We start from the raw sequence: 24,072 nt of genomic DNA on the forward strand, positions 1-24,072 counted from the left end.
TCAGATCTCGTAAATGCCAAAATTGTGGACGACCCCGCGAGCCTCTTCATCCACTGTGACGCCGGTCGGAGTGGCCCCCGCGGCGAGTGCGGCGGCGATCGACGCGGTGTTCTCGCGCCGGATCTTCAGGATCAACCTGGCCAACCCCAGGTCGACGCGTCCCCACCCGACGATCAACTCGACGGCTCGTCTGGCCACCCGCTGACCGCGGGCGAAATCCGCCACCCAATAGCCGACCTCACAGCTGGCCTCGGGCTCGTTGAAGTTCTGCAAGGAGATCGCACCGATGACGGCGTCCGCGGGATCTGTGATAGCGAAGTTCGCTCCCGTATGTGCTTGCCACAGGCTGGGCCCGAGGGTAACGAACTCCTCGGCGTCGGCCATCGTGTAGGGAGACGGAACGGTGGTGAATTCCTGCAAGGTCTCGTCCTGGCAGTCTTCATAGACCATCTGGGCATCGGACGAACGCCAACCCCGCAAGATCACAGGGTCGCCCCCCAGCACCGGCTGTGACTCAGGCCATCGAAGGTTCATAACCAAGGAGCCTACCTGGTCGGGGTAGAGCGATACGGCGCCGAAACTCTCGAGCGATCTGATCTCAGCGCATGCACCAGCCGGCGCCGTTGGAGACGCCTGTGATTCCCCAGCAGCTGCTGATCGCAGTACGCCACGGGCCGGTCGGTGCGGGCAGCAACCGGGTAGGCGCACGTGATGCGTTCGCACCGCTTACCTCTTCGAGAAGAAGGCCTCAAATCACCCAGAGATCCGAGGGATCGGGTTCCGAGGGCGCGGCCGGACGCAATCCGGCGAACAGGTCGTCCTCGGGAATCACGGTCGGGAAAGCGCTGTAGACGAGCTGCCAGTCTTCGGTCGGCCAGGCCTTGGCCTGAACCTCAAGCGGCACCGAAAACCACATGCCGTCGGGGTCGATCTGGGAGGCATGGGCACGCAATGCTTCGTCGCGCACCTCGAAGTACTCCGCACACGCGATCCTCGTCGTGATGCGGTGTTCGTAATTGCGGTCGTCCCATTGCGCGAGCCGCTCGGCATAGGGCGAATCCATGCCCATCTCGTGCATGGCAGCGTCCAAGGCGGCATAACGCAGCCGGTGGAAGCCCATCTGGTAGTAGACCTTCGGCACCGACCAGATCGGTCCGAGATCGGTGCGGTACCTGGGATCGGCGGCCAGCGCGAGCGCGCTCATCGAGACTCGATGGCATTGAATGTGGTCGGGATGCGGGTAGCCACCGTTCTCGTCGTAGGTGGTCAACACATGCGGACGCAGGTCGCGGATGACCTTCACCAAGGGCACGGCTGCAACCGCCGGGTCGTAGGTCGCGAACGACCCCTCCGGCAATGGAGGAAGCGGATCGCCCTCGGGTAACCCGGAGTCGATGAATCCCAGCGGAATCTGCTCGACCCCGAGAATCTCGCGGGCCTTGGTCATCTCGGCGTTGCGTACCGCCGGCATGTTCGCCCACACGTCGGGACGATCCATCTTCGGATTGAGCACCGAACCACGTTCCCCTCCGGTGCAGGTCGCCACCACTACCCGGACGCCCTCAGCCACATACTTGGCCGTCGTGGCCGCGCCTTTGCTGGATTCGTCATCGGGATGAGCGTGCACATGCAGGAGCCGCAACTGCTCACCATCGGCAGCCTGTGCGCTGAGGGGAATGGACATAATCCCTATTGTGCCCAAGAGATGATTGAGCATCCAGCCGTTCCACGACCGGTGAAACCGCCGCTGCCCGCGCGACGAGACCAGCCTATGGACGACCGGCGCCGGGCGGACACAAGTCTTAGATCGTTGGCTAGACTCGTGGGATGGCTGAACAAGAGACGGTGTGGCTGACACGTGACGCTTTCGAGAAGCTGTCGAACGAGCTGGACCACCTCAAGACGCATGGTCGCCCCGAGGTGGCAGCCAAGATCGCTGCGGCTCGCGAAGAGGGCGACCTGTCAGAAAACGGCGGATACCATGCGGCCCGCGACGAGCAGGGCCAGATGGAAGGCAGAATCGCTCAGCTCGAGCAGATGCTGCGGCAGGCGAAGGTCGGCGAGGTGCCCGAGAATCCCAATGAGGTGGCAGTCGGAACCTTGGTGACCATCGCGTATTTCGACGACGAGGACGATACCGAGAAGTTTCTGCTCGGCTCCCGCGAGATGCTCGGCCTGGACGACGACATCGAGACCCATGTGTTCAGCCCGCAATCCCCCCTCGGTGGGGCAGTGCTCGGCGCCGCCAAGGGCGACAAGGTCAGCTACGAGGCTCCCAACGGCAAGACGATCGACGTCACCATCGTCGATGTCGCGCCCTTCAAAGGCTGAGACTAAACCTCGGCAGGTTACGGTCTTGCAAAAGATTTGCCGAGAAAGCCGGCTTTTGGGTGCATCGCCGCTAGCCGACCCGTAGTCTTCGGTGCATGTCTGAGTCCGCAGCCGAGCGTCCGCTGGTGGAGATCCGGGGCGTCAACAAGTACTTCGGCTCGAACCATGTGCTGAAGGACATCGATCTGGACGTCAACAAGGGCGAGGTCGTCATCGTGATCGGCCCCTCGGGCTCGGGCAAGTCGACGCTGTGCCGCTCGATCAACCGGCTGGAGACGATCGACTCCGGCGAGATCCGCATCGATGGCGTGCCGCTGCCCGAAGAGGGCAAGCAACTGGCCCAATTGCGCAGCGACGTCGGGATGGTCTTCCAGGCGTTCAACCTTTTTGCGCACAAGACCGTGCTGCAGAACGTCACCTTGGCGCCGATCAAGGTTCACAGAATCCCGAAGCCGGACGCCGAGAAGCGGGCGCTGGAGCTGCTGAGGCGTGTGGGCGTCGCCGATCATGCGAACAAGTTGCCCGCGCAATTGTCGGGCGGCCAGCAGCAGCGTGTCGCCATCGCCAGGTCGTTGGCGATGGATCCCAAACTGATCCTCTTGGATGAGCCCACCAGCGCCCTCGACCCCGAGATGATCAACGAGGTGCTCGACGTCATGGTCGAACTCGCAAAATCGGGTATGACGATGCTGGTCGTCACCCACGAGATGGGCTTCGCGCAGAAGGCCGCCGACCGGGTGGTCTTCATGTCCGACGGGGCGATCGTCGAGCAGGACTCCCCCGAAGAATTCTTCTCCCGTCCGAAGTCCGAGCGTGCGAAGGACTTCCTCTCCAAGATTCTCTGAAAACAAAACGAGTAACCGAAGGGAGCATCAATGAAGCTCACAAGGATCGCCGCCGGCATTGTGGCTGCGACAACGGCGTTAGCGCTGTCTGCCTGTGGCGGGGGCAACGCTGGTTCGGACAAGACGTTCGACGAAGGCACAACAATGGCCAAGCTCGTCGAAGCCGGCAGTATCACCATCGGCACCAAATTCGACCAGCCGCTCTTCGGGTTGATGGGCCCCGACGGCACTCCGGAAGGGTTCGATGTCGAGATCGGCAAGATCATCGCCGGCGAACTGGGACTGTCCGAGGACAATATCAACTGGGTTGAGACCGTCTCGCAAAACCGCGAGCCGTTCATTCAGAACGGTCAGGTCGACATCGTGGTGGCCACCTACACGATCAACGACACCCGCAAGGAAGTCATCGATTTCGCCGGCCCGTACTACATTGCCGGCCAGTCGTTCCTCGTGCCCAGCGGCAACCCGATGAACATCAGCGACCCGGCTGATCTGGGCGATGCCACGATCTGCACGGTGACCGGGTCGACGTCCGAGAAGAACATCGCCGAATACACCGACAAGATCATCACTGTCGACAAGTACTCCGACTGCCTGGAGCCGATTCGCACCGGCCAGGCGGACGCGCTGACCACCGACAACGTCATTCTGGCCGGCCTGGTCAGCCAGAACGGCGATGAGTTCGAGGTGGTGGACGACACGTTCACCTCCGAGCCTTATGGCATCGGTTTGGCCAAGGGCGATGACGAGTTCCGCGCGTTCATCAACGACACTCTCCAAGCCGCCTACAACGATGGCCGCTGGGAGGAAGCCTGGACGGCTACCGCCGGCACCGTGCTGCCGACCCCGGAGCCGCCCGAGCTCGACCGGTACTAATCACCAGGTCGGTCCCGTCGGGCGCTAAACGACGATCCCGCACTTGGTGCGCCAGATATATCAATCTGCGCCCGCTATCTGGCGCACCATCGCATCCGGGGCGCAGCAGCCGCAACGACCACAGATCCTTAGGAGGCGCGCATGAATGCCGTGTTCTCGAATCTGGATATGTACTGGGCCGGATTCCGGGTCACTCTCGAGCTGCTGGCGGTCGGCGGCGTGGGTGCCATGATCATCGGCACCCTCGTCGCATTGCTGCGAATCTCACCGATCGCCAGCCTGCGCGGCATCGCCACCGGCTATACGGAGATCATGCGCAACACTCCGCTGACCTTGGTGTTCTTCTTCATCATCGTGGTGTTGCCGGCCTTGCAGATAGGCCTCGACTCGAAGGTCGGCGCCTACCTCGCGCTCAGCCTCTATACCTCGTCATTCGTTGCCGAAGCCATCCGTTCGGGAATCAATGGCGTCCCGCTGGGCCAGGCCGAGGCGGCGCGCTCTCTCGGCATGAGATTCGGGCAGACCATCGCGCTGATCATTTTGCCGCAGGCGCTGCGCATGGTGGTGCCGCCGCTGATCAACGTCATCATCGCCCTGACCAAGAACACATCGGTTGCCGGCGGATTCTTGGTCGTCGAGCTTTTCGCTGTTTCCAAGACGCTCGCCAACAACAACGGCAACGCGGTCATTCCCATCCTGTTGGGCATCGCCTGCTGCTATCTGATCATCACCATTCCGCTCGGTCAGCTGGCCAATTACGTCGAACGGAAGGTGGCGGTGCAACGATGAGTGCCGAGTCTGCGAGCGTCCTGTACGACGCACCCGGGCCGAGAACCCGGGCGCTGTCCCGTGTCTTTTCGGTTGTCGCGGCCGTCGGTATCGCGGCCCTGCTCAGCTGGTTGATCTGGGCCTTGGGCCAGCCGCGCACCACGGTCAACGGGGCGCAGCTGACCGGGGTGTGGTCGCCGGAGCGCTGGGACATCTTCGCCGACGGCGAGGTGTGGGAAGGCCTGCTGATTCGCGGCCTGCTCAAGGGCACGCTGCGCGCGGCCGGTCTTGCGGCGCTACTTGCCATTCTGCTCGGTATCGCCCTGTGTTTCGGACGCACCGCCCCGCAGCGATGGATCCGGATTCCCTCGACGGTCGTGCTCGAGTTCTTCCGGGGCATGCCGGTGCTGCTGATGATGCTCTTCATTCTGCTGGCACTGGGCACCGGCGGATATTGGGCGGTGGTGTTGGCGCTGGCCATCTACAACGGCGCGATCATCGGCGAGGCTCTGCGGGCAGGATTACAGGCCCTGCCCGCGGGGCAGCGTGAGGCGGGTCTGTCCTTGGGGCTGAGCCGCTTCGCGACGCGGATCTTCATCGAGTTTCCGCAGGCCTTCCGGCAGATGTTGCCGATCATCGTCGCGCAGCTGGTGGTGCTGCTGAAGGACACTTCACTCGCCTACGTGGTGGCCTATCCGGAGATTCTGCGGATCTCGAATCAGCTGAAGGACTACTACGGTTCGACGCAGTACTCTTTCTCGATCTTCATCGTCGTCCTGCTGATCTACCTGGCCGTGAACATCTCGCTGTCGGCATTGGCCCGTTGGATCGCGCACCGCTCGGGCCCGAAAGCGGGCACCATGACCGAAGATCCGGTGCAGGCGCTCAGCGGCTTGAACGCATCAGGTGCTGCTACTCATCGGCCTTGACGACGACCCGACTCATCACCAGGCTGATTTCGAGAGCGGCCGACCCGTTGCCGACCACGTATTCATCGGTGAGGTCCTGCGGGTCGCCCGGCCAACTGATGCGTCCGAGTTGGCTTTGCGAGCGGACGGTGACGCTCGCGCCTTGGGTGAGCCGGACGGTCAGGTTGCCGGATTCGACCTTGATGCGTGAACGGCCCTCGCTGATCGGCCCGCTCAACGACGCGCCGCCCGCCTGAATCAAGGCATCCTCGATCTGGACGACATCCGACAGGCTGGCCTGCCCGACGCTGACCCGGATATTGCCCAAGGTGGGTACGCCGCTGGTGGTCAGTTTGCTTCCGGTGACCTCGGCATCGACCCTGATCGCAGGGTTGACCCGCACCACGAGCTCTTGGCCGAAGCCGAGCACCCTCAGGTCGTCGATGGAGCGTGGCGGCCTGATGAAGTTGAATCCCCCGGTGTTCAGGCCGATCTCACCTTCGGTGCTGATCTCCAGGATGGCGCCCTCGCGGCGGACATTGTGCGGGCCTTCGACGGTGACCGAGGCGGTGCGCTGGTCTCCGATGATGCGCACCCGTCGTCCGACCGAGCGGACGATCACACTGCGCACCGATCGTCCCGAAGACGGACGCGAGGTCGGCGCGGCCGGCTGGGTGGTGGTATCCGCGCCTGAACTTTCGGAAGGTGCCGCATCGCCGGGTAGCACGCTGCTCGCCAGCGAGCCGAGGCGCTGCCAGGCGCCGCGGGCGATCTCGCCGGCATCTCGGAAGACCTCGCCTGCGACCGCGGCGACGTCGTCCATCTGAATGTCGAACAGGCTGTGCCCCGCAGGCGTCGTCGCACCCTGATCCGAGTCCGATTTCGGCCATCCGGTCGGACCGGACTCGCCCGCGTCCCCGGCGGTCTTCTCATCGTGAGGCGCCGTTGCCGGGTCGGGCTGCTGTGACTGCTCGGCCGGCCGGGCCGAGGCCGGTTGCCCGTCCGGATCGTCGGCGGGCACGCCGTTATCGGCTGCCTCGGCAGGCTGCTCGTCGGCCGCGTCATCGTCGAGGGCCCGGGCCGGTGGAGCGTCATAGAGCGACTCGTCGGCCGGACGAGCCGCAGGTGCGTCCAAATCGGCGATCAGTCCGGACGCCTGGTCGGCATCGATCTTGCCCTCGGCGAGGTCATGCAGAATGCGATTCAACGTGGCAGGGTCGCTCATGCGTCCAAACTTACCCTCAGTGTTGAGTCACCGACGGGTACCAGAGCTTCGGCTCGAAGCCTGCACCTCGCTTCAGGATTCCTGCTCACGATCCGACGATTTGACTCGAGAACGTCCTTGACGGGCCGCCCGTGCTTCGGCCTTCTTCTGTTTGCGTTCGGCCTCTTGGTCGAGCAGCTTCTGGCCCCTGATACACCCGCTGATGAACGCCACCAACGGAATGGCGAACAACGCACCCGAAATACCCGCGACGATCGCACCGGCCGAAATGCCGAGCAACACGATCAACGGGTGAATCTCCACGGCCTTGCCGAGCACCAGTGGCTGAAGCACATGCGACTCAAGGGTCATCACCCCGACGAAGACGATCAGCATGATCACGGCCTTGGTGAATCCCAAAGTCACCAAGACCACCAACGTTGCGACGGCCCCGGCAACGATCGCGCCGAGCAGCGGAACGAATGAGCAGACGAAAGTGAAGGCGGTGATGGCCAACCACAGATTGGATCCCAGGAGCAAAGCACCCAGGCCGGCGCCGACTCCATCGACACCGGCCACGATAACGGCCGCCTTCACATAAGAACTCAGCGACGCCCAGCCACCACGGAGTGACGGCTCCATCGCGCCCATCGCATGGGTGGGGACGATCTCTCGGGCGGTTCCGGTGATCCGCGATCCGTCCTTGAGGAAGAAGAAAGTGGCGAACAGACAGGTCGCCAAGCCAGCGAACAAGGAACCGATGGTCGACCCGGCACTGGCCAGGCCACCGGCCACCCCCGTGGCGATGTTCTGTGCCGAATCCTGCACATAAGACACAATCTTGTCGATGAGGTCATTGACCTGGCTCGCGCTGACGTGCAGCGGCCCCGAGGCCAGCCAATTCAACAGGCCCTCGACACCTTGGGTGGCTGCATTGGCCAGCTGCGACCATTGCAGGGCGACCTGAGCACCGACGACCACCAGCAATCCGGCGATGACCAGCAAGAAGGCCAGCAGCGCCGTGATGCTTCCGGCCCAGCGCGGCCACCCCTTGGAAACCAGCCATTCACAAAAACCACCGAGCCCGGAGGTGAACAACAACGCCAAGATCAGCGGGACGACGATCTGGCTCATCTTGGCACCGATCTGCCACAGCACCACGGTCACCGCGGCAAGCACCAAAAGACGCCACCCCCAGCTTGCACCGATCCTCAGCCATTTCGGGGTAAAAAAGATGTCATCGGATTGGCTGGTACCCGAGGTCGGGGATGGCACCGGGGTGGCGCCGGGAGTGGCAGTCATCTACAAACCTCCAAGTTGAAAGACTGTTCTCTAGCATAGGGACGAACTGGTTCCGGCTGTGGTGAACGTCCAAGTGATGGCCTTGTTGGATGCCGAGGGCGAACAGGCCGGCCTTCGATGATCGGCGGGTTCAGTGCACCCCTCCGCCGTGGTCGTGGCCCGGCCTGTCACGTCCTTGCTCGATCGAGCGCATGCACACCGGCCGAAGAAGGAACCAGCGTGACAGCCGGGATAATCTGGCTGGGTGCCCCGTCTGCCACGCAACACCATGCCCCGCGATGTCTGGGTGCTGTCTCTGGTTGCCTTGCTGGTCGCGATCGGCTTCGGCGTGCTGGTGCCCGTACTGCCTGTTTTTGCCCGCAGTTTCAAGGTGACCAGCTTTCAGGTCGGTGCGGTGGTCAGTGCCTTCGCCCTGGCCCGGCTGCTCATGGGGCCCTTTTGCGGACGACTGAACCGGGCGATCGGCGAACGGGTGGCGCTGGGCATCGGTATCGGCGTCGTCGCGCTCAGCAGCGCCGGTGCCGGCCTGTCGCAAAGCTATCTGCAGTTGCTGGTGCTGCGGGGGATCGGCGGGCTCGGATCGGCCATGTTCTCGGTGGCTTCGATGTCGTTGCTGCTGGCCAGCGCGTCCCCGCTGCAACGAGGACGCGCGAGCGCCCTGTATTCGGGCGGCTTCCTGATCGGCGGCATGGCCGGACCTGCCGTGGGTGGTCTCTTGGCAGCGGTCTCGATCAGGGCACCTTTCTTCTTCTATGCCGGGACGCTGGTGTTGGCCGGCGGCGCCGGTTTGCTGCTTCTCACCCATCGCGACCTCACCCCGACCGGCGAAACCAAGCCGGAAGCATTCAGTTTCGCCGACGCCTGGGGCCACGCCCGCTACCAGGTGGCCTGTGCGGCGAATTTCGCCACCGGCTGGCAGTCTCAGGGCGCGCGTTCGACCCTCGTCCCGATTCTGGTCGTCGAGGTACTGGATCGTCCGACCTCGTGGACCGGGATCGCGTTCGCGGTAGCTGCGGTCGTGCAGGCGCTGGTGCTGCAGCCGGCCGGCCGGCTCGTCGACGTCTGGGGCAGGCGTCCGATGCTGATCACCGGTCTTGTCACCTGCGCCCTGTCATCGGCGCTCATTCCGTTCGCCCCGAATATCGGGTGGCTGGTCGTGATCTTGTGTGCCTTCAGCGCGGGATCGGCGATCATGTCGCCGGCACCCACCGCCCTGGTCGGCGATGTGATCGGCAGCAACGGCGGCACCCCGGTGGCGGTCTTCCAAATGTCGTCGGACCTCGGTTCCATCATCGGCCCGCTGGCCGCCGGTGCCCTCGCCGATCATTTTCCACTGCCGGTCGCCTTCGGGATCGGCGCTGCCTTGATGGCCGGTATCGGATGCTGGTCGGCTCTTGCGCTGCGGCACCACGGGCGCTCGTCCGATCAATAGCGGCTAGCCTACTGGGATGACCGCTCGTCCGATTTCTGAACTGATGGCTTCCGACTGGGCCGAGGCATTGGCCGACCAGGAGCCGCAGATCCACCGGATGGGCACCTTTCTGCGTGATGAGATCGCGGCGGGACGCGGCTATCTTCCCTCGGGAGACAAGGTGCTCCGTGCGTTCAGTAGGCCGCTGGCCGACGTTCGGGTGTTGATCGTCGGCCAGGACCCCTACCCGACCCCCGGGCACCCGATCGGACTGAGCTTCGCCGTCGAACGCTCGGTTCGTCCACTGCCCAAGTCGCTGATCAATATCTATAAGGAGCTACAGTCCGACCTCGGCATCGCGCCCGCACCGCACGGTGACCTGACCGGCTGGTTCGAACAAGGCGTGCTGTTGTTGAACAGGTGCCTCACGGTGCGGCCCGGACGCTCGGCCTCGCATCGTGGCAAGGGGTGGGAGCCGGTGACCCAGGCGGCCATCGAAGTCCTGGCGCACCGCGGCGGGCCGCTGGTCGCCATCTTGTGGGGACGCGACGCGCAGTCGCTCACCCCGACGTTGGCGAGCGCAGGAGTTCCGATCATCGCCTCGGCACACCCCTCACCCCTGTCGGCGAGTGCCGGATTCTTCGGTTCGCGGCCGTTCAGCAGAGCAAACCAGGCGCTGACCGACCAGGGCGACGGCGGTATCAACTGGGATCTCAACCAGGCCTAGCAGGATTTTTGCAGGCCAGGGCGTGAGGGTTGGCGACTGTGACTGGCAGACTGCTGGGTGAATGTCACCAAGGCTGAGTGAGTGTTACCAATGCCGGGTGAGTGTTTGAATCACCTAGCGGGAACGAGGAGCGACCATGAAGGTATCCCTGGTGCTCGGTTCGGGCGGCGCCCGCGGTTACGCCCATATCGGAGCGATTGAAGAGCTGGCATCGCGCGGGCACGAGATCGTTGCGGTGGCCGGGTCGTCCATCGGGGCGTTGATGGGCGGCGCATACGCGGCCGGCAAATTGGATGATCTGACCAAGGTAGCCAAGCGCCTGACCCGCACCGATGTGCTGATGCTGGCACGGCCGTCGCTGACTGCTCCTGGCCTGATAAAACTCGATCGCGTCATGCACCTGCTCGGGCGAATCATCGGAGATGTGCGTATCGAGGAGCTCCCGATGCCGTTCACGGCGGTGGCCACCGACCTGTTCGCGCGCCGCGAGATCTGGTTCCACGATGGCCCGCTGCTCGCGGCGATCCGGGCGTCCATCTCGATTCCCACGATCTTCGAGCCCGTCATGCTCGATCACCGGTTGCTGGTGGACGGCGGCCTGGTCAATCCGCTGCCGATGGAGACCTCGCTGCGCTGGGATACCGATGTGACCGTTGCGGTTTCGCTGCTCGGACGCTCACACGAGCGCGAGTTCGGCGGGGCCGTCGAGATGTCGTCCGATCAGATGAAGGAGTCGGGCAGGGCGGGTCTGGGGCGTCTTCCCGAGAGGCTGGCCGAGGTTCTGCCATCGCGGGCGAGGTCGCGCACCGCCGACGGTTTGTTCGAGCCGCTGCCTGACGATCTCGGCATCGCGAGCATGACCACGATGACCCTCGATGTCATGCAGGAGCGCATCCAGGCGTCCCGGCTTGCGGTGAATCCGCCCGACGTGCACGTGGAGATACCGGCGAGCGCAGCGACCACCTTCGACTTCAATGACGCCCACCGGCTCATCGAACTCGGACGCAAGCTCGCAGCGGAACGCTTCGATGAGGTGGGGCTGTAGGCAGGGACGCGGCATAAACTTGAGACCATGTTCGGATTCGGAAAGCCTGTTCATGTGACCGCGCAGACCGCCTTGTCGGGAAGCAATACCCCGGTGCTGGACGCGAGCCTTGAGCACCGCATCTTCGGCCGGCCGTTGAACGCCGAATACCCGGGTTCGGAAACCGCCTATTTCGCGCTGGGCTGTTTCTGGGGTGCCGAGAAGCTTTTCTGGCAGGTACCCGGCGTGCTGTCCACTGCGGCCGGATATCAGGGCGGCTATACCCCCAACCCCACCTATCAGCAGGTTTGTACCGGGATGACCGGACATGCCGAAACCGTGCGGGTGGTCTTTGATCCGGCGAAGATCAGCTATGCCGAGTTGGTGAGGTTCTTCTTCGAGCATCATGACCCGACCCAGGGCGACCGGCAGGGCAACGACACGGGCACCCAGTACCGTTCTGCTTTGTTCACCGTTTCGAACGCGCAACAGGCCACCGCCGAAAAGATCCGGGACGAATATCAGCATGCGCTGACCGAGGCCGGTTATGGGACGATCACGACCGCCATCGAGCCCGCCAAGCAGTGGTATTTCGCCGAGGATTACCACCAGCAATACCTCGATGCGAATCCGGGCGGCTACGACTGCCATGTGCGCACCGGAGTCGCATGCCCGGCGTGAGAGTTCTGCAAGGAATCGCCGGCCACCTGTTGCATTGATTCTTTGCCCCACGCTCGGCTATCAACTGGCCGGAACCGGCACGAGTGGGGAGAAATTGCGCCACGTGGCATCGATTCTTTGCCCCACGCTTGGCTATTGGGGCGGTCCACGCGCGCCCGAGTGGCTGTCCTCGGGCACCAGGCTTCAAGCCGTAATAAGGGATTGCCCTTAACCTCAAGTAGGGGTTGAGCTGAATGCAATTCTCATTTTCGCTAGCCACGTCGGGTTTGCCTGTTTAACGAAATCTCAGCGGGCTGGCCTGCACGTCGTTACTCCCCTTACCGTCGCAGAGATGGCCGGGGCTAGGCGTGGTCGCATCCTTACGGGTGCGGCCGGGGAAGACGCCGCAGCCCCGAGCCACCGATGGAACTGTGAGTGGCGCGAGATGAGGACGGTAACAGCCACGGCGGGGCCGAGCGATGGTTCGGCGAGGCGTTCGCCGGCGTGCTGCGTCCGAGTTGAGTCGCGAACAGTCGAGCGCGGGCCCTGGGATCGCCCCAGGCAGCCTCGATGCCGCATGCTGCCATCGGTGACCCGGGAACAACTCCGGCTGACGACCACGCGTGGAAGGAACCCGCACCATGGCAGTCAGATCAAGGAGGCGCGCCTGGATTGCTGGCGTTGTCGCGACCGGCACTTTGCTGGCGGGCAGCCTCATCATTCCGCAGGTTGCGCTCGCGGCCAGCGACACCCTGACGGCGACAGTCGCATTGAATGTGCGTCTCGAGCCGGCGGCCAGTTCGCAAACGATCGGTGTGTTGTCGGCCGGTGAGCAGGTCGAACGCCGGGGCGATCCCCAAGGCGAATGGACGCCCATCCGCTACAACGGGCAGGACGCCTGGGTGGCCAGCGAGTTCACCAGGCTCGGCGACATCGAGTCGGCCGCCGGCGGCACCGCCACGGTGACGGAAGCATTGAACGTCCGCGCCGGAATGTCGACCCTGACCAGCATCTTTGGCGTGCTGCACGAAGGCGAGAGCGTCGACATCACCGGCGACCAGATCGGTGGTTGGGTGCCGGTCTCATACAACGGCCATGACAGTTTCGTGTACGCCGCATACCTCGACTTCGACTATTCCACCAGCGCACCGGTTACTGCGGACGGCGGCATCAGCCAAAGTGCCGCGATAGCCCTCACCACGCTCAATGTGCGCAGTGGGCCCGGCACCGAGAATGGTGTCATCGGGGTGCTCGCAACCGGCGAATCGGTCGTCACTCGCGGCAGCGACGACGGCGGATGGACCCCGGTCAGCTATCGGGGTCAGGATGCTTGGGTGGCCAGCCAGTACCTGTCCACCGGCGGGTCGGCAATTTTCGAAGAGGACGCCGGCCAGCTCGTTGACGACGCCGCTGCGGATCCTGAGGGCGAGACGACAGCCGAACCCGAGGTCGTCGCGCCTGGCGAGAGCGATGAGACGGACCCGGGTGAAGCAGCTCCCGTTGACGCCGAGTCTCCTGACGAAGCGACAGATCCCGATGAGGTGACGCAGCCCGACGAGGTGACAGCGCCCGAGGACGCGGCGGAGGCCGAGGAACCGGAGGCCCCGGCCGAATCCGAGGAGCCCGCCGAGGCCGAAGCCCCCGAGCCCGAGACTCCCGTCGAGGAGCCGGAGACTCCTGTCGAGGAGCCGGAGACTCCTGTCGAGGAGCCGGAGACTCCTGTCGAGGAGCCGGAGACTCCTGTCGAGGAGCCGGAGATTCCCGCAGAGCCGGAGGCACCGGCGACCGTGTCCATCGGCTACACCAATGAAGACGTCAATCTGCGTACCGGCCCCGGCCTGGACTACGGCGTGGTCGAGGTTCTCGCGACCAACACCGAGATCGAGCTGACCGGCGTCAGCCAGGACGGCTACAGCCAGATCAACTATGGCGGCACCCAGCGCTGGATCAGCACACAGTTCGTGAGCTCGAGCCCGGTCGAGGTCGCCACGCCCGAAGAGCCGAGCACCCCGCCTGACACCGGCGGGTCGGATAGCTCGAGCGGGTCTACCGACACCAGCACCTGGGACGCGATCGCCCAGTGCGAATCGGGCGGCAACTGGGCCATCAACACCGGCAACGGCTACTACGGCGGCGTCCAGTTCAGCTACTCCACGTGGCTGGCATTCGGAGGTGGCGACTACGCGCCGACAGCCGACCTGGCCACCAAGGCGCAGCAGATCGAGATCGCCGAGAAGGTGCTGGCAGCACAGGGTTGGGGCGCCTGGCCCGCCTGCAGCTCCCAGCTCGGCCTGCGCTGACCTGGCCTGAGGTGGATGGTGAGCCCGGCTGTGATCGTCACCCTGATCGTGGTGATCGGTATCGGATTGGTGATCATGGCCGCGCTCGCTGATCGGCGCAGTGCCCGACGGCTCGAATCGGGGTCCGATGCCGGGCCGGAAGACGGCCCTTCGCGGCCCATCCGGCTCGGCCGGGATCGCGACCGCGCCGATCCCGAGGAACCTCCCGGCTATGTCACGGCTGACGAGCTTCTCGATGCCGCACCGGCCGCGGCCCGTTTCGGCCCCGACCAAGAACGCCGGTTGGCAGCACAGCTCACCGAATCGTCCACCATCAGAACCGATTGTGTGCTCGCAGCGCCCACGCTGGCCACTCACACCGGCACCAGGTCGATTCTTGAACAGCCGAGAGTCCTTGTCTGTGCCGATGGGATCGGCAGTCTCAGAGAGGTCCTGGCGCTGTTGAGTACTGCGTCCGCTGACATGCAGCCGCTGGTGATCGCTGCCCCGACGATCGACGCCGAGGTGCTCGAGACGATCATCGCGAACAAGCTTGCCGGAAAACTTGAAGTAGCCGTCGTCCTCGGCGAGCTGGCTGCGCTGAAAAGCCTCGCCGAGGCGTCCGGAAGTGAACCGGTGACGCTCGCTGACCGGCAGGCCGGCGCGGTGGTCTTCAACCAATTAGGGCGACCGGCTCGAATCGTCGCCGATCCCTCAGCCTGCTGGGTGATTCGAGAGCCTCAATCCTCAACTCCAATCCGGAAGGAACCGGCATGATGACCGCAAAACGGCGGATTCGCACTGCGCTGGCGGCCGCGGCGGCAGCGAGCGTGGTGATAGGCGGGACCATCTTCGTCCCCCAGTTCGCGCTCGCGTCGAACAACACGTTGATAGCGACCAGCGCCCTCAACGTGCGCGCGGAACCCACCACCGGGTCGGCGGTCCTCGGAGTGCTGTCCGCCGGTGAACAGGTGGAGCGCCGCGGCGACCCGCAGGGCGAGTGGACACCGGTCAGCTACGCCGGGCAGGACGCCTGGGTTTTCTCGCAATACTCCACTTTGGACAGCATCGATGCTGCTCCGGGAGGGACCGCGACCGCGATCGAGCCGTTGAATGTGCGGGCGGCGGCGTCCACCCTGACCACGATCTATGGAGTGCTGACGGTCGGCGAATCCGTCGCGGTGACCGGTGAGCAGGTGGGCGGCTGGGTGCCCGTGCAGTACAAGGGACGCGATGCGTTCTGCTATGCGCCCTATCTGAAATCGGACGCCACCACCGATGCTCCGGCCACGAATCCGTACCCGGTCACCCCGGAGGCACCGCAGGCTCCCGAGGTCGTGAATGAAGGCGGCACCGCCGACAATTCCGGTACCGGTGGCGACGGCTTCCCCGACAACGACAACGACCTCGGCAATGTCGTCACCATTCCCGAGCACGACGCGGATACCGGCAGTGGGGACGCGTCGTCGGCCGATGTCACGGCTCCTGATGAACCGGCGGTGCCAGCGGACGACGGTGTGGCCGGTGAGGCCGAGCCGAGTGAGCCGACAACCTCCGGCGAGGACCAGCCGAGCGAACCTGTAACCTCCGACGAGACCGAAGTCCCCGACACGGACACGAGCGCACCGGAGCCGAGCACCGATCCGGCTCCGGACGAAGGCTCCGTGGCCACCGGCAGCGCCAACGCCAGGACCGCACTCAACGTGCGCAGCGGGCCCGGCACCAGCTACCCGGTCCTCGGCACGCTTTCGACCGGGGAACAGATCAGCACGCGTGGCGATGACCAGAGCGGCTGGACCCCGGTGATCTATAACGGCCAGGACGGCTGGGTCTCCAGCGAGTTCCTGTCGTACACCGGCGAGGTGGACGAGGAGGAGCCGGCTGCCGGTCAGACGACGACCGGATACACCACCACCGACGTGAACCTACGCACCGGGCCGAGCCTCGACTATCGAGTTGCGCGGGTACTGGATCCCGGCACCGAGATTCAACTCACCGGTGTCACCCAGAACGGTTACAGCCAGGTCGATGACGGCGGCACGCTGCTGTGGATCTCGACCACCTACGTCAGCGACACCCCGGTGACCACCGGTGGTGGTTCGGGCCCCTCGCAGGGACCGAGCGTCCCGCCCGGGTCTGATACCGGAACCTCGCTGAACACCGGCGGCTCATCCGGCCTGGACGGCCTGACTGACTCCGGCAAGGGCATCGTCTATGCGGTGCGGGCGAATTTCCCGCAAATCGGCACGATGTACGGGGTGCGTCCCGATTCGATTCCGGACCATCCCAGCGGCCGGGCGGTCGACATCATGTTGCCTGGCGGGGTCAGCGATGTCGATCTCGGCAACCAGATCGCCGCCTACATGCAGGCCAATGCCGATTCGCTGAATATCGAGTACATCATCTACCGCCAGCAGATCTGGATCAATGGCCAAAGCGGCTGGACCGCGATGGCCGATCGTGGCTCGGCGACGGCCAACCACATGGATCATGTGCACGTCTCGGTGAACTACTGAGCTGAGTTTGGGGGTAAGCGCGACTGTCGGTTAAGCTAGCCCTCGCGTCCCCATCGTCTAGCGGCCTAGGACACTGCCCTTTCAAGGCAGCAGCGCCGGTTCGAATCCGGTTGGGGATACGAATCGAACAGCCTAGTCAGACTGCAAGTCTGCTGGGCTGTTTTTGTTCGCAAACTTGCCATCGGCAGTGGCCTGGATTCCTTGCTGCTACCAGGACTGCTCGCTCAGGGTCTGATTCTGAATTCAACAAGACGGTTTGTATCATCGTCCTGGAAGCTGACTTGCCGCCATGGTTACAGATCGCCTCTGCATCCGCACAGTAGAAATATAAGCATCAAATCTCACGTTGACGAGCACAGAGACTCCAGTCATTAGCGATCGCTTCGCACGGGAAGCAGTTCATCACGCTCACGTTTTGGCGTCTTTCCTCAACGCGAGGTCATCGATGTGTTCTTCCGACAGCAGGTTTTGCTCTACTAGAAGCGCGGCACCCCGCACGCCGCCTGTGTCATCCAACTGGCTGTTCAGGATCGATAGCTTGCGTGTAGCAAGCGGCAGCGAGCGTTCGTAGACGACGCTTCGAACTGCTGCCACGAACTGGTCCGAAGCGCATCCGACCCGACCGCCGATGATGATCGCCTGTGGGTTCAGCAAGCTCGTGGCCACAGCCACCGCTTCACCCACACGTTGCGCCGCCTCATGGACCAAATCCATTACCAGCGGAGTGCCGTGCTGGATGACGTCTGCAACCTCACCTGCATCGATCCCCGCATAGGATGATTCGCGCGCAGCAAAGTCCCTCGCAAGCGCCCATCCGCCAGCGAGCGCCTCCAAACATCCACGTTTTCCGCATCGACAGATGATGTCCTCGCGACCTGCGACATGGACGTGCCCGATGTCCCCCGCGGCGCCATCGGCGCCTCGATCGATTGCTCCGGATATCTTCAGCGCGCTGCCTATGCCCTGACCGATTTTTACGAACAGCACATGCTCTACGTCTGTTAAAACCGTCTCGCTCTCAGCAAGGAGAAGGAGGTTCACATCATTGTCGACGAATGTAGGAACGCCAAAGATGTCGCGAAAGTACCCTGCGATATCAAAGCCTGACCACCCGGACATCACGGACCAGCCCACGGTACGACCGCCCGGATAGTCCACGGGGGCAGGAACGCCGACGCCGACTCCCGCGATCTGACGCTGTTCTGGCTTCAGTCCGTCCTGCAGTTCGGTTGCGGCGACAACGACGTTGGAGAGCAGGTGGTCTGAGGCGACGGTCAGGTCGATTGGAATCGCTTGTTGAGCAATAATCTTCCCACCGAACGCCACGAACGCCACCCGAGCGTATCGTTCACCAATATCAACACACAGCGAGATAAACCGTTCCGCGGCGAACTCGATACTGCTGGCGGGACGCCCACCAGTCGAGTTGCGCGCGGTGGTTGCGCGGGCCAGTCCAAGCCTCGTCAGTGCCGTCACGCGTTCATCGACGGTCGGTCTCGACAGTTCTGTCGCACGGGCGATCTCGCTACGGGTGGCGGAGCCGCCCGCCTCAATGATTGTGCGCAGCACTGCCCCGGGTCCGGTCTTCTGTCGCCGGGAGTGGTTCGCTGCGCTCAAGGACGCACCATCCTTCTCTTTCCCGCACAATGGGATCGTCTGAGATTAATGTTGTAAACGCTCAATTCCCGCAGTCCATCTGGGTTCATGCGCCGGTCTCGGTTAGGACACGTGCCAGCTTAGTGAACTGATGCCATCGGTCACTGAGCGGCCCGCTGTACTCCGCCTCTCCACGACGTCCCCCGGATACTGCGTGATCCGGCTCGTCAGGGACGGCCCACCCGCTGCTCTCGGCTGCTATTTGAGCCACGCCGAAGGAGGAGCCTCGGTCAGTGAATCTAATCGGCTGCTCAAACACTTGGGCAAGGATGCTGCGCCACCGGTCGATCTCTGTGCCTCCGCCTGACGCGACGAGTCGGAAGTCTCCTCCGATCCGAGATGCGTCTGCTACCTTATCTGCGAGCGTCCTCAGGTCGAACGCGACGCCTTCCATTACTGAGTAGACGAGGTCGCCCGAACTTTGGGAGGAAGTCAGCCCGATGAAGGAACCTGGCGCGCCCCCTCCGTTCTCTGTGTCTCGTTGACCTTGAAGGTAGGGCAGAAACACAGGGGCATTGGTGGGCCCTGTGGCGGTGACAGCGAGTCTTCCTACGTCTTGGCCCAATAGGCTCGCGATCCACTCGAGGGCGAGGCCGGAGCTGTGGCTTGAGTCGAGGACCAGCCATTGGCTACCTGTCACATGCCGGAATGAGCCAGCCACGGGCTGAGCACTCACCGTGAATGCCACACCCGAGGTCCCCAGCGATAGGCCGACTGTTGTAAGGTCCGTGACTCCCAAGGCCACCGCCTGAGCAGATTGATCGCCGCATCCTGCGACCACGGGAACTCCGCCCAACACTGCGGCCAGGTCATCAGGCAACATGCAGTTGTGCTCTCCGATCGTTCCTGTGATCTCATGCGAGGCGACAGTCGGTGGCAGAAACCCCATCGGTATCCCGATTTGCGCGCATAAGTCGGAGTCCCATGTGCCCGTGTGTGTGTTTAGCAACCCGGTCCCTGACGCATCACTCAAGTCTGTCGCGATACCCGCACCGAGACGGCGCCGAATCTCGTCTTTCGGATTGAGAGTCAGGCTGACCCGGGCGAACGCTTCCGGTTCATGAGCGCGCAGCCATAGGGCGTGCGCGACGGTGAGCGCCGGCATAGCCTGATTGCCAGTGATCTCGGCGTACTGCGGAATGTGCCGGTTGATCCATGCGCATTCAGCTCCGGCCCGTTTGTCTGACCACAGGATCGATGGTCTGACAGCCTTCCTGCGATCGTCTAGAAAGACACTGGTATGCATCTGACCCGTCAGCCCGACGGTGCTGGTGCTAGGGCTGACTTGCACCGACTCCTTTGCGAGCTCGCTCAGCAGTTGGCGCAGGACGTCAACCGTCGCCAGCCACCAGGACTGCGTGCTCTGTTCAGCCCATCCAGGCTGCGGAGCCCCTGTCGGGTAGACGGCAGAGCGCACGTTGATCACTCGTCCGTCTTCAACGATGGCCGTCCCTTTGACTGAACTCGTCCCGACGTCGAGACCGACAGCCACTTTCGGGGTGTCCATCACCACAGCGTGTATCCCCCATCAATGGTGAGAACCGTGCCTGTCATGAACGAGGAGTCGTCGCTGGCGAGGTAGAGGGCGAGGGGCGCGATCTCGGACGGAGATCCATAGCGTCCCATAGGTACTTCATCCCGCCAGTAGTGCGCATAATCCTCGTACTCGGTCGAGGCGATCGCTGTGCGTACGTAACCCGGAGCAATACAATTCACGCGAACGCCGTCACGCGCCCACTCAGCAGCCAGAGAACGAGTGAGGTGGTGAACGGCAGCCTTGGACACGCCATAGGGCAGGTGCCATTGTGGGCGGTTGACGATCTGTCCGGACATGGATCCTATGTTGATGATTGAACCATGACCAGCCGGGACCATGACACGCCCGAAAATCTGGCACATGCGCCATGTACCGTTCAAGTTCGTATCAAGGACTCGGTCCCAATCCTCATCAGTCAGCTGAAGTGCCGTGGAGTGTAAACCGATTCCCGCAGAGTTGACGACGATATCGACGCCGCCGTGTTGGGCGACGACGTCTTGGCAGAGCCTCTCCACGGACTCGCGAGTCGTCACGTCCAACTCATGTGCCTCCGCAGTCCCTCCTGTCTGGACGATCTGGTCAACCGTGCTCTGGCAGGCCTCCGCATGGCGGGCCGCAACGATCACGGCGGCACCGGCTTCCGCGAGCTTCTGCGCGATTCCTTGTCCTATCCCGCTGCTGCCGCCTGACACGACAGCTGTCTTACCGACCAACGAGAACGTGTCGGCTTGGGTTGGCTTATGCATCTTCTGGGGCCTTCCTTTCGATGAGGGCGCTTTCAACTTCTGTCGGAGCAAGAGCTCCCGTCATGACCGCCACCACATCACTCATGGAGGTGACTTTCGGATCCACAACTGCAGCGCGATGACCAAGCCGGTGAATGTGGATCCGGTCCGCGATCCCTCCGACCTCTTGCATGTTGTGACTGATGAGCACCACGGGCAGTCCTCTCTCTTTCACGCGTTGGATCAGTTCGAGCACTTCACCGGACTCGCGCACCCCAAGTGCCGCAGTGGGTTCATCCATGATGACAACCTTGGAAGCCCACGCAGCGGCCCGCGCAATGGCAACCGCCTGGCGCTGTCCTCCTGACAAGGTCTCGACCCGCTGGTCCACGGAGTGGATGCCGACGCCGAGGTCCGCGATGTACGCTGCGGAACGCTTGCGCATCTCCCTTTTGTCCAGGTTGCGGAAAAGCCTGCCTACGAGGCCCCCCTTACGGAGTTCTCGCCCCATGAAAACATTCGACGCGATATCCATTTGTGGACAGACTGCGAGGTCCTGGTACACGCATTCCAGTCCCGCCAGTCGCGCATCGAGCGGACTTGCGAAATGAGCCGGCTCACCATCAAGAAGAATCTCTCCGGAATCGGGCGACATGACGCCGGTCAGCATTTTGATGAGGGTCGACTTCCCAGCGCCATTGTCCCCCACGACCGCGAGAATCTCGCCTTGAGCAAGCTCGAAATCCGCATTAGTCGCCGCGCGGACATGTCCAAAAGTCTTGGTGAGCCCATGCGCCTCAAGAACGACTTGCGGAGCCTGCTGTTCTTGTGCCATTACGCGTCAGCCTTCCGTGAGAATCGGTCCACGAGGACAGCCACGATCACGAGGATGCCCGTGGCGATCTCCTGATAAAGGGAATCGATGCCCGCTTGGGTAAGCCCGTTCTTCAGAACGACGACAATGATCGCGCCGATCATCGATCCGAAAACACCCCCTCGCCCGCCGAACATCGAAGTCCCACCGATAACGACAGCCGTAATCGCGTCCATGTTGCCGTTCTGATAGGCGCTCGGATCAGCCACCGAAACGCGACCGAAGGACTGCCAGCCAGCGATCGCATAGGTCAGACCCGCCACCGCGTACACCGATAGGAGCACCCTGTTTACCTGAACACCGTTGGCGCGCGCGGCGATGGGCGAGTCCCCCACCGCATAAACATGGCGTCCCCACGCCGTTCGGTTCAGCGCATAGATCATGACGGCGATCATGACGATCCACAGCGCCGTCCCGAGTGTGATCTTGAAATCGCCGATCGTCGTGCCGGTAGACAGCAGACGCAAGACTGGATCGGCCACCGGAACGCTCTGCGAGTTTGTGATGAGTCGAGAGGTGGCTGTGAGGATCGTGAACATACCAAGGGTGGCGATGAAGGCCGGCAGACGCAGTTTTGAGGCAAGCGTCCCGCTGATCAGGCCAATGCCCACACAGACTACGAGCGCGACAATGAGACCGAGTGCGCCGCCATGGTCCTGGGCAACCTTCGCTGCAAGGACCATTCCTAGCACCATGCTGGCGGCATTGGCCAGGTCGATTCCCGAGGTAAGTATGACCAGCGTCTGTCCGATAGCAAGCATTCCGACGACAACAGTCTGTTGGAGAATCAGAGATAGGTTCGGAGCATTAAGAAAGGTGTCTGTCGAGAGCGAGAAGATAATTACGGCGATGATCAGTGCGAGGATTGGTCCGGTTGATTGCGCGGTCTTGATCTTCGCAAAGACGTCCTTGCCTCGCCCATGGTCATCCGGCTTCCTCCGATTTTCGGCTCTGGCATCAGACTCTGCGAGTGTGTCTGTCATATGTTTGCATTCTTCCGTGAACGGTTAGGGTCCAGCGCAGGACCGCTCTCCGTGGGCGGTCCTACACAATTGGAATCAGTTACCCCAGCAGTTCTCCAGTCCCCATTCGACGGTCTGGGAATCTATGCCGTCGACTGGATTATCGGTCACGAGCGTTGTACCGGAGTCATTGACTCCGGACGGTTCGGTGCCGTTCTCTAGGTAATTGGCAATTGCTTCGACGGCCAGCTGGCCCATCTTGCCGGGGAATTGCATGACGGTGGCGTCGATGTCACCCGACTGAACGCTTCGCACACCAGAGCAACTGCCGTCGATGGACGTGACAATAACGTTCCCGGACTTCCCCGTGTTATCGATCGCTGCCGCCGCACCCTGAGCGACCGGCTCGTTGATGGTGTAAATAACGTTGATACCGGCGTGAGCCGACAAGAGATTCTCCATCGCAGACTGGCCGGTCTCCACGCTTGATTCTGTCAGAGCGGTTCCGACGATCTCCGGCGAGTCGTCCGTGATGCCGAAACCCTCGAGGAAGCCATTGTGCCGGTCTGCGGCAGCTCCATCAGACAGGTCGTAGTCGAGCATGGCGATTTGGGGTTCCGCCCCGCTCAATTGAGCCTTCGCGTACTGACCCATGAGGCTGCCACCTACAACGTTGTCAGTCTGATAGGACGCGTTAGCTGTGTCGGCGGGATCAAGCGACGTATTGACGGTGATGACGGTGATGCCGGCATCACGGGCCCGCTGAACAACGTCTACCAAAGCGGTGGCGTTGGCCGGGTCAAGCACAATTCCGTCGACCTTGCGCGCAATCATCTGCTCAATCGCGTCGACTTGAGTCGCCGAGTCCCCAGTGGTCTTCGACTCTGCAGTGATGACGTCGTAGCCCCGCTCTTTGGCAGCATCGGCAGCTGAACTCTGGAGGTCAGCGAAAAACGGGTTGGATAGCTGTTGCTCGACAACGCCGATGGTGTATGTCTCTCCGCCGCCGCTTCCGGCGGATCCCGAGGAACCGGCCTCACCGCCGGATGAGCATCCAACGATCCCGGCGGTAGCGGTGCAGGCAGCAAGCGCGGCAGCCAACCACAGGCGGTGGCCCCGCATATCCGATGGTGACATGGCATTCTCCCCTACGTCGATGTAGTTGGGCCCCGCGATCTCTCGGAGCCTCACGGACGGCTGCGCCCGTGCATCTATAGTCACACCGTCTTACGCAATCGTCAAGCTAAAGTTTGCGGTCCTTATGCATATTATTTTCATAATTACAGGTTGCGGCGCAACGTCGGCGTCCGCCCAACCGAGCTGCGGGGAAAATCTCATGTCTGCGCCGCACGCTCTTACCATGCTCCCCGTCCGAAAATGGGTCGTGCACGCGCTGATGGGCAGGACTGCCCATCAGACAGCGCGATCAGGTACCACCCACAAACTGCGATCCGTTCGACGAACGGG

The 24,072-nt window shown here is 63.0% G+C and carries 22 protein-coding genes and 1 tRNA gene; 13 read left to right on the plus strand and 10 right to left on the minus strand.

Going from position 1 to position 24,072, the window contains the following annotated elements; genetic code table 11:
- Nucleotides 1-534, minus strand: coding sequence for a GNAT family N-acetyltransferase (locus QQ658_RS10070; protein ID WP_286024721.1), 534 nt, complete (start codon nt 532-534; stop codon nt 1-3).
- Between the two features lie 214 nt (nt 535-748).
- Complete coding sequence (mca, locus tag QQ658_RS10075; protein WP_286024722.1) at nt 749-1,684, minus strand: mycothiol conjugate amidase Mca; 936 nt, start codon at nt 1,682-1,684, stop codon at nt 749-751.
- Between the two features lie 143 nt (nt 1,685-1,827).
- Between mca and greA the strand changes: the two genes are divergently transcribed.
- The 5 genes from greA to QQ658_RS10100 all read left to right on the plus strand — a co-directional run bounded on the left by greA (nt 1,828) and on the right by QQ658_RS10100 (nt 5,749).
- Entirely contained in the window at nt 1,828-2,331 is a 504-nt protein-coding gene (gene greA / locus QQ658_RS10080) for a transcription elongation factor GreA (RefSeq protein WP_286024723.1), read from the plus strand.
- A 95-nt stretch (nt 2,332-2,426) separates the two neighbouring features.
- On the plus strand, nt 2,427-3,176 hold the full coding sequence (locus QQ658_RS10085) for an amino acid ABC transporter ATP-binding protein (RefSeq protein WP_286024724.1): 750 nt from the start codon (nt 2,427-2,429) through the stop codon (nt 3,174-3,176).
- 30 nt (nt 3,177-3,206) lie between these two features.
- On the plus strand, nt 3,207-4,052 hold the full coding sequence (locus tag QQ658_RS10090; RefSeq protein WP_286024725.1) for a glutamate ABC transporter substrate-binding protein: 846 nt from the start codon (nt 3,207-3,209) through the stop codon (nt 4,050-4,052).
- 141 nt (nt 4,053-4,193) lie between these two features.
- Nucleotides 4,194-4,841, plus strand: coding sequence for an amino acid ABC transporter permease (locus QQ658_RS10095; protein WP_286024726.1), 648 nt, complete (start codon nt 4,194-4,196; stop codon nt 4,839-4,841).
- Nucleotides 4,838-5,749, plus strand: a complete 912-nt coding sequence (locus QQ658_RS10100) for an amino acid ABC transporter permease (RefSeq protein ID WP_286024727.1) — start codon at nt 4,838-4,840, stop codon at nt 5,747-5,749. Before QQ658_RS10095 ends, QQ658_RS10100 begins: the two co-directional genes overlap by 4 nt.
- On the opposite strand, the gene QQ658_RS10105 is transcribed toward QQ658_RS10100, so the two are convergent.
- Nucleotides 5,733-6,953 (minus strand): hypothetical protein, encoded by a 1,221-nt coding sequence (locus tag QQ658_RS10105; protein WP_286024728.1) that lies wholly within the window; start codon nt 6,951-6,953, stop codon nt 5,733-5,735. The genes QQ658_RS10100 and QQ658_RS10105 overlap by 17 nt on opposite strands.
- A gap of 72 nt (nt 6,954-7,025) precedes the next feature.
- Entirely contained in the window at nt 7,026-8,234 is a 1,209-nt protein-coding gene (locus QQ658_RS10110) for an AI-2E family transporter (RefSeq protein WP_286024729.1), read from the minus strand.
- Nucleotides 8,235-8,478: 244 nt separating this feature from the next.
- Between QQ658_RS10110 and QQ658_RS10115 the strand changes: the two genes are divergently transcribed.
- The 8 genes from QQ658_RS10115 to QQ658_RS10150 all read left to right on the plus strand — a co-directional run bounded on the left by QQ658_RS10115 (nt 8,479) and on the right by QQ658_RS10150 (nt 16,970).
- Nucleotides 8,479-9,666 (plus strand): MFS transporter, encoded by a 1,188-nt coding sequence (locus QQ658_RS10115; protein ID WP_286024730.1) that lies wholly within the window; start codon nt 8,479-8,481, stop codon nt 9,664-9,666.
- Between the two features lie 16 nt (nt 9,667-9,682).
- A complete protein-coding gene (locus QQ658_RS10120; protein WP_286024731.1) occupies nt 9,683-10,372 on the plus strand; it encodes a uracil-DNA glycosylase in 690 nt (229 codons plus the stop codon).
- A gap of 136 nt (nt 10,373-10,508) precedes the next feature.
- On the plus strand, nt 10,509-11,417 hold the full coding sequence (locus QQ658_RS10125) for a patatin-like phospholipase family protein (protein ID WP_286024732.1): 909 nt from the start codon (nt 10,509-10,511) through the stop codon (nt 11,415-11,417).
- Between the two features lie 27 nt (nt 11,418-11,444).
- Nucleotides 11,445-12,077 (plus strand): peptide-methionine (S)-S-oxide reductase MsrA, encoded by a 633-nt coding sequence (msrA, locus tag QQ658_RS10130; protein WP_286024733.1) that lies wholly within the window; start codon nt 11,445-11,447, stop codon nt 12,075-12,077.
- 620 nt (nt 12,078-12,697) lie between these two features.
- Complete coding sequence (locus tag QQ658_RS10135; RefSeq protein ID WP_286024734.1) at nt 12,698-14,356, plus strand: SH3 domain-containing protein; 1,659 nt, start codon at nt 12,698-12,700, stop codon at nt 14,354-14,356.
- Between the two features lie 15 nt (nt 14,357-14,371).
- A complete protein-coding gene (locus QQ658_RS10140) occupies nt 14,372-15,112 on the plus strand; it encodes a hypothetical protein (RefSeq protein ID WP_286024735.1) in 741 nt (246 codons plus the stop codon).
- The gene (locus QQ658_RS10145; protein WP_286024736.1) at nt 15,109-16,851 is read left to right on the plus strand and encodes an SH3 domain-containing protein; all 1,743 of its coding nucleotides are present in this window, start codon (nt 15,109-15,111) and stop codon (nt 16,849-16,851) included. The genes QQ658_RS10140 and QQ658_RS10145 overlap by 4 nt, the downstream gene beginning before the upstream one ends.
- A 46-nt stretch (nt 16,852-16,897) precedes the next feature.
- A tRNA-Glu gene (locus tag QQ658_RS10150) sits at nt 16,898-16,970 on the plus strand.
- Nucleotides 16,971-17,259: 289 nt separating this feature from the next.
- On the opposite strand, the gene QQ658_RS10155 is transcribed toward QQ658_RS10150, so the two are convergent.
- The 6 genes from QQ658_RS10155 to QQ658_RS10175 form a co-directional block, all read right to left on the minus strand.
- Nucleotides 17,260-18,420 (minus strand): ROK family transcriptional regulator, encoded by a 1,161-nt coding sequence (locus QQ658_RS10155; RefSeq protein ID WP_286024737.1) that lies wholly within the window; start codon nt 18,418-18,420, stop codon nt 17,260-17,262.
- 133 nt (nt 18,421-18,553) lie between these two features.
- A complete protein-coding gene (locus QQ658_RS15450) occupies nt 18,554-20,014 on the minus strand; it encodes a xylulokinase (protein WP_353057920.1) in 1,461 nt (486 codons plus the stop codon).
- Nucleotides 20,014-20,790, minus strand: coding sequence for an SDR family NAD(P)-dependent oxidoreductase (locus QQ658_RS10160; RefSeq protein WP_286024738.1), 777 nt, complete (start codon nt 20,788-20,790; stop codon nt 20,014-20,016). Before QQ658_RS10160 ends, QQ658_RS15450 begins: the two co-directional genes overlap by 1 nt.
- A complete protein-coding gene (locus tag QQ658_RS10165) occupies nt 20,783-21,604 on the minus strand; it encodes an ATP-binding cassette domain-containing protein (protein WP_286024739.1) in 822 nt (273 codons plus the stop codon). The genes QQ658_RS10160 and QQ658_RS10165 overlap by 8 nt, the downstream gene beginning before the upstream one ends.
- On the minus strand, nt 21,604-22,626 hold the full coding sequence (locus QQ658_RS10170) for an ABC transporter permease (RefSeq protein WP_286024740.1): 1,023 nt from the start codon (nt 22,624-22,626) through the stop codon (nt 21,604-21,606). Before QQ658_RS10170 ends, QQ658_RS10165 begins: the two co-directional genes overlap by 1 nt.
- Before the next feature lie 75 nt (nt 22,627-22,701).
- Nucleotides 22,702-23,742, minus strand: a complete 1,041-nt coding sequence (locus QQ658_RS10175; protein WP_286024741.1) for a substrate-binding domain-containing protein — start codon at nt 23,740-23,742, stop codon at nt 22,702-22,704.
- Nucleotides 23,743-24,072: the final 330 nt, after the last annotated feature.

The organism is Propionimicrobium sp. PCR01-08-3, assembly GCF_030286045.1.
Classification (GTDB): Bacteria; Actinomycetota; Actinomycetes; order Propionibacteriales; family Propionibacteriaceae; genus Brooklawnia.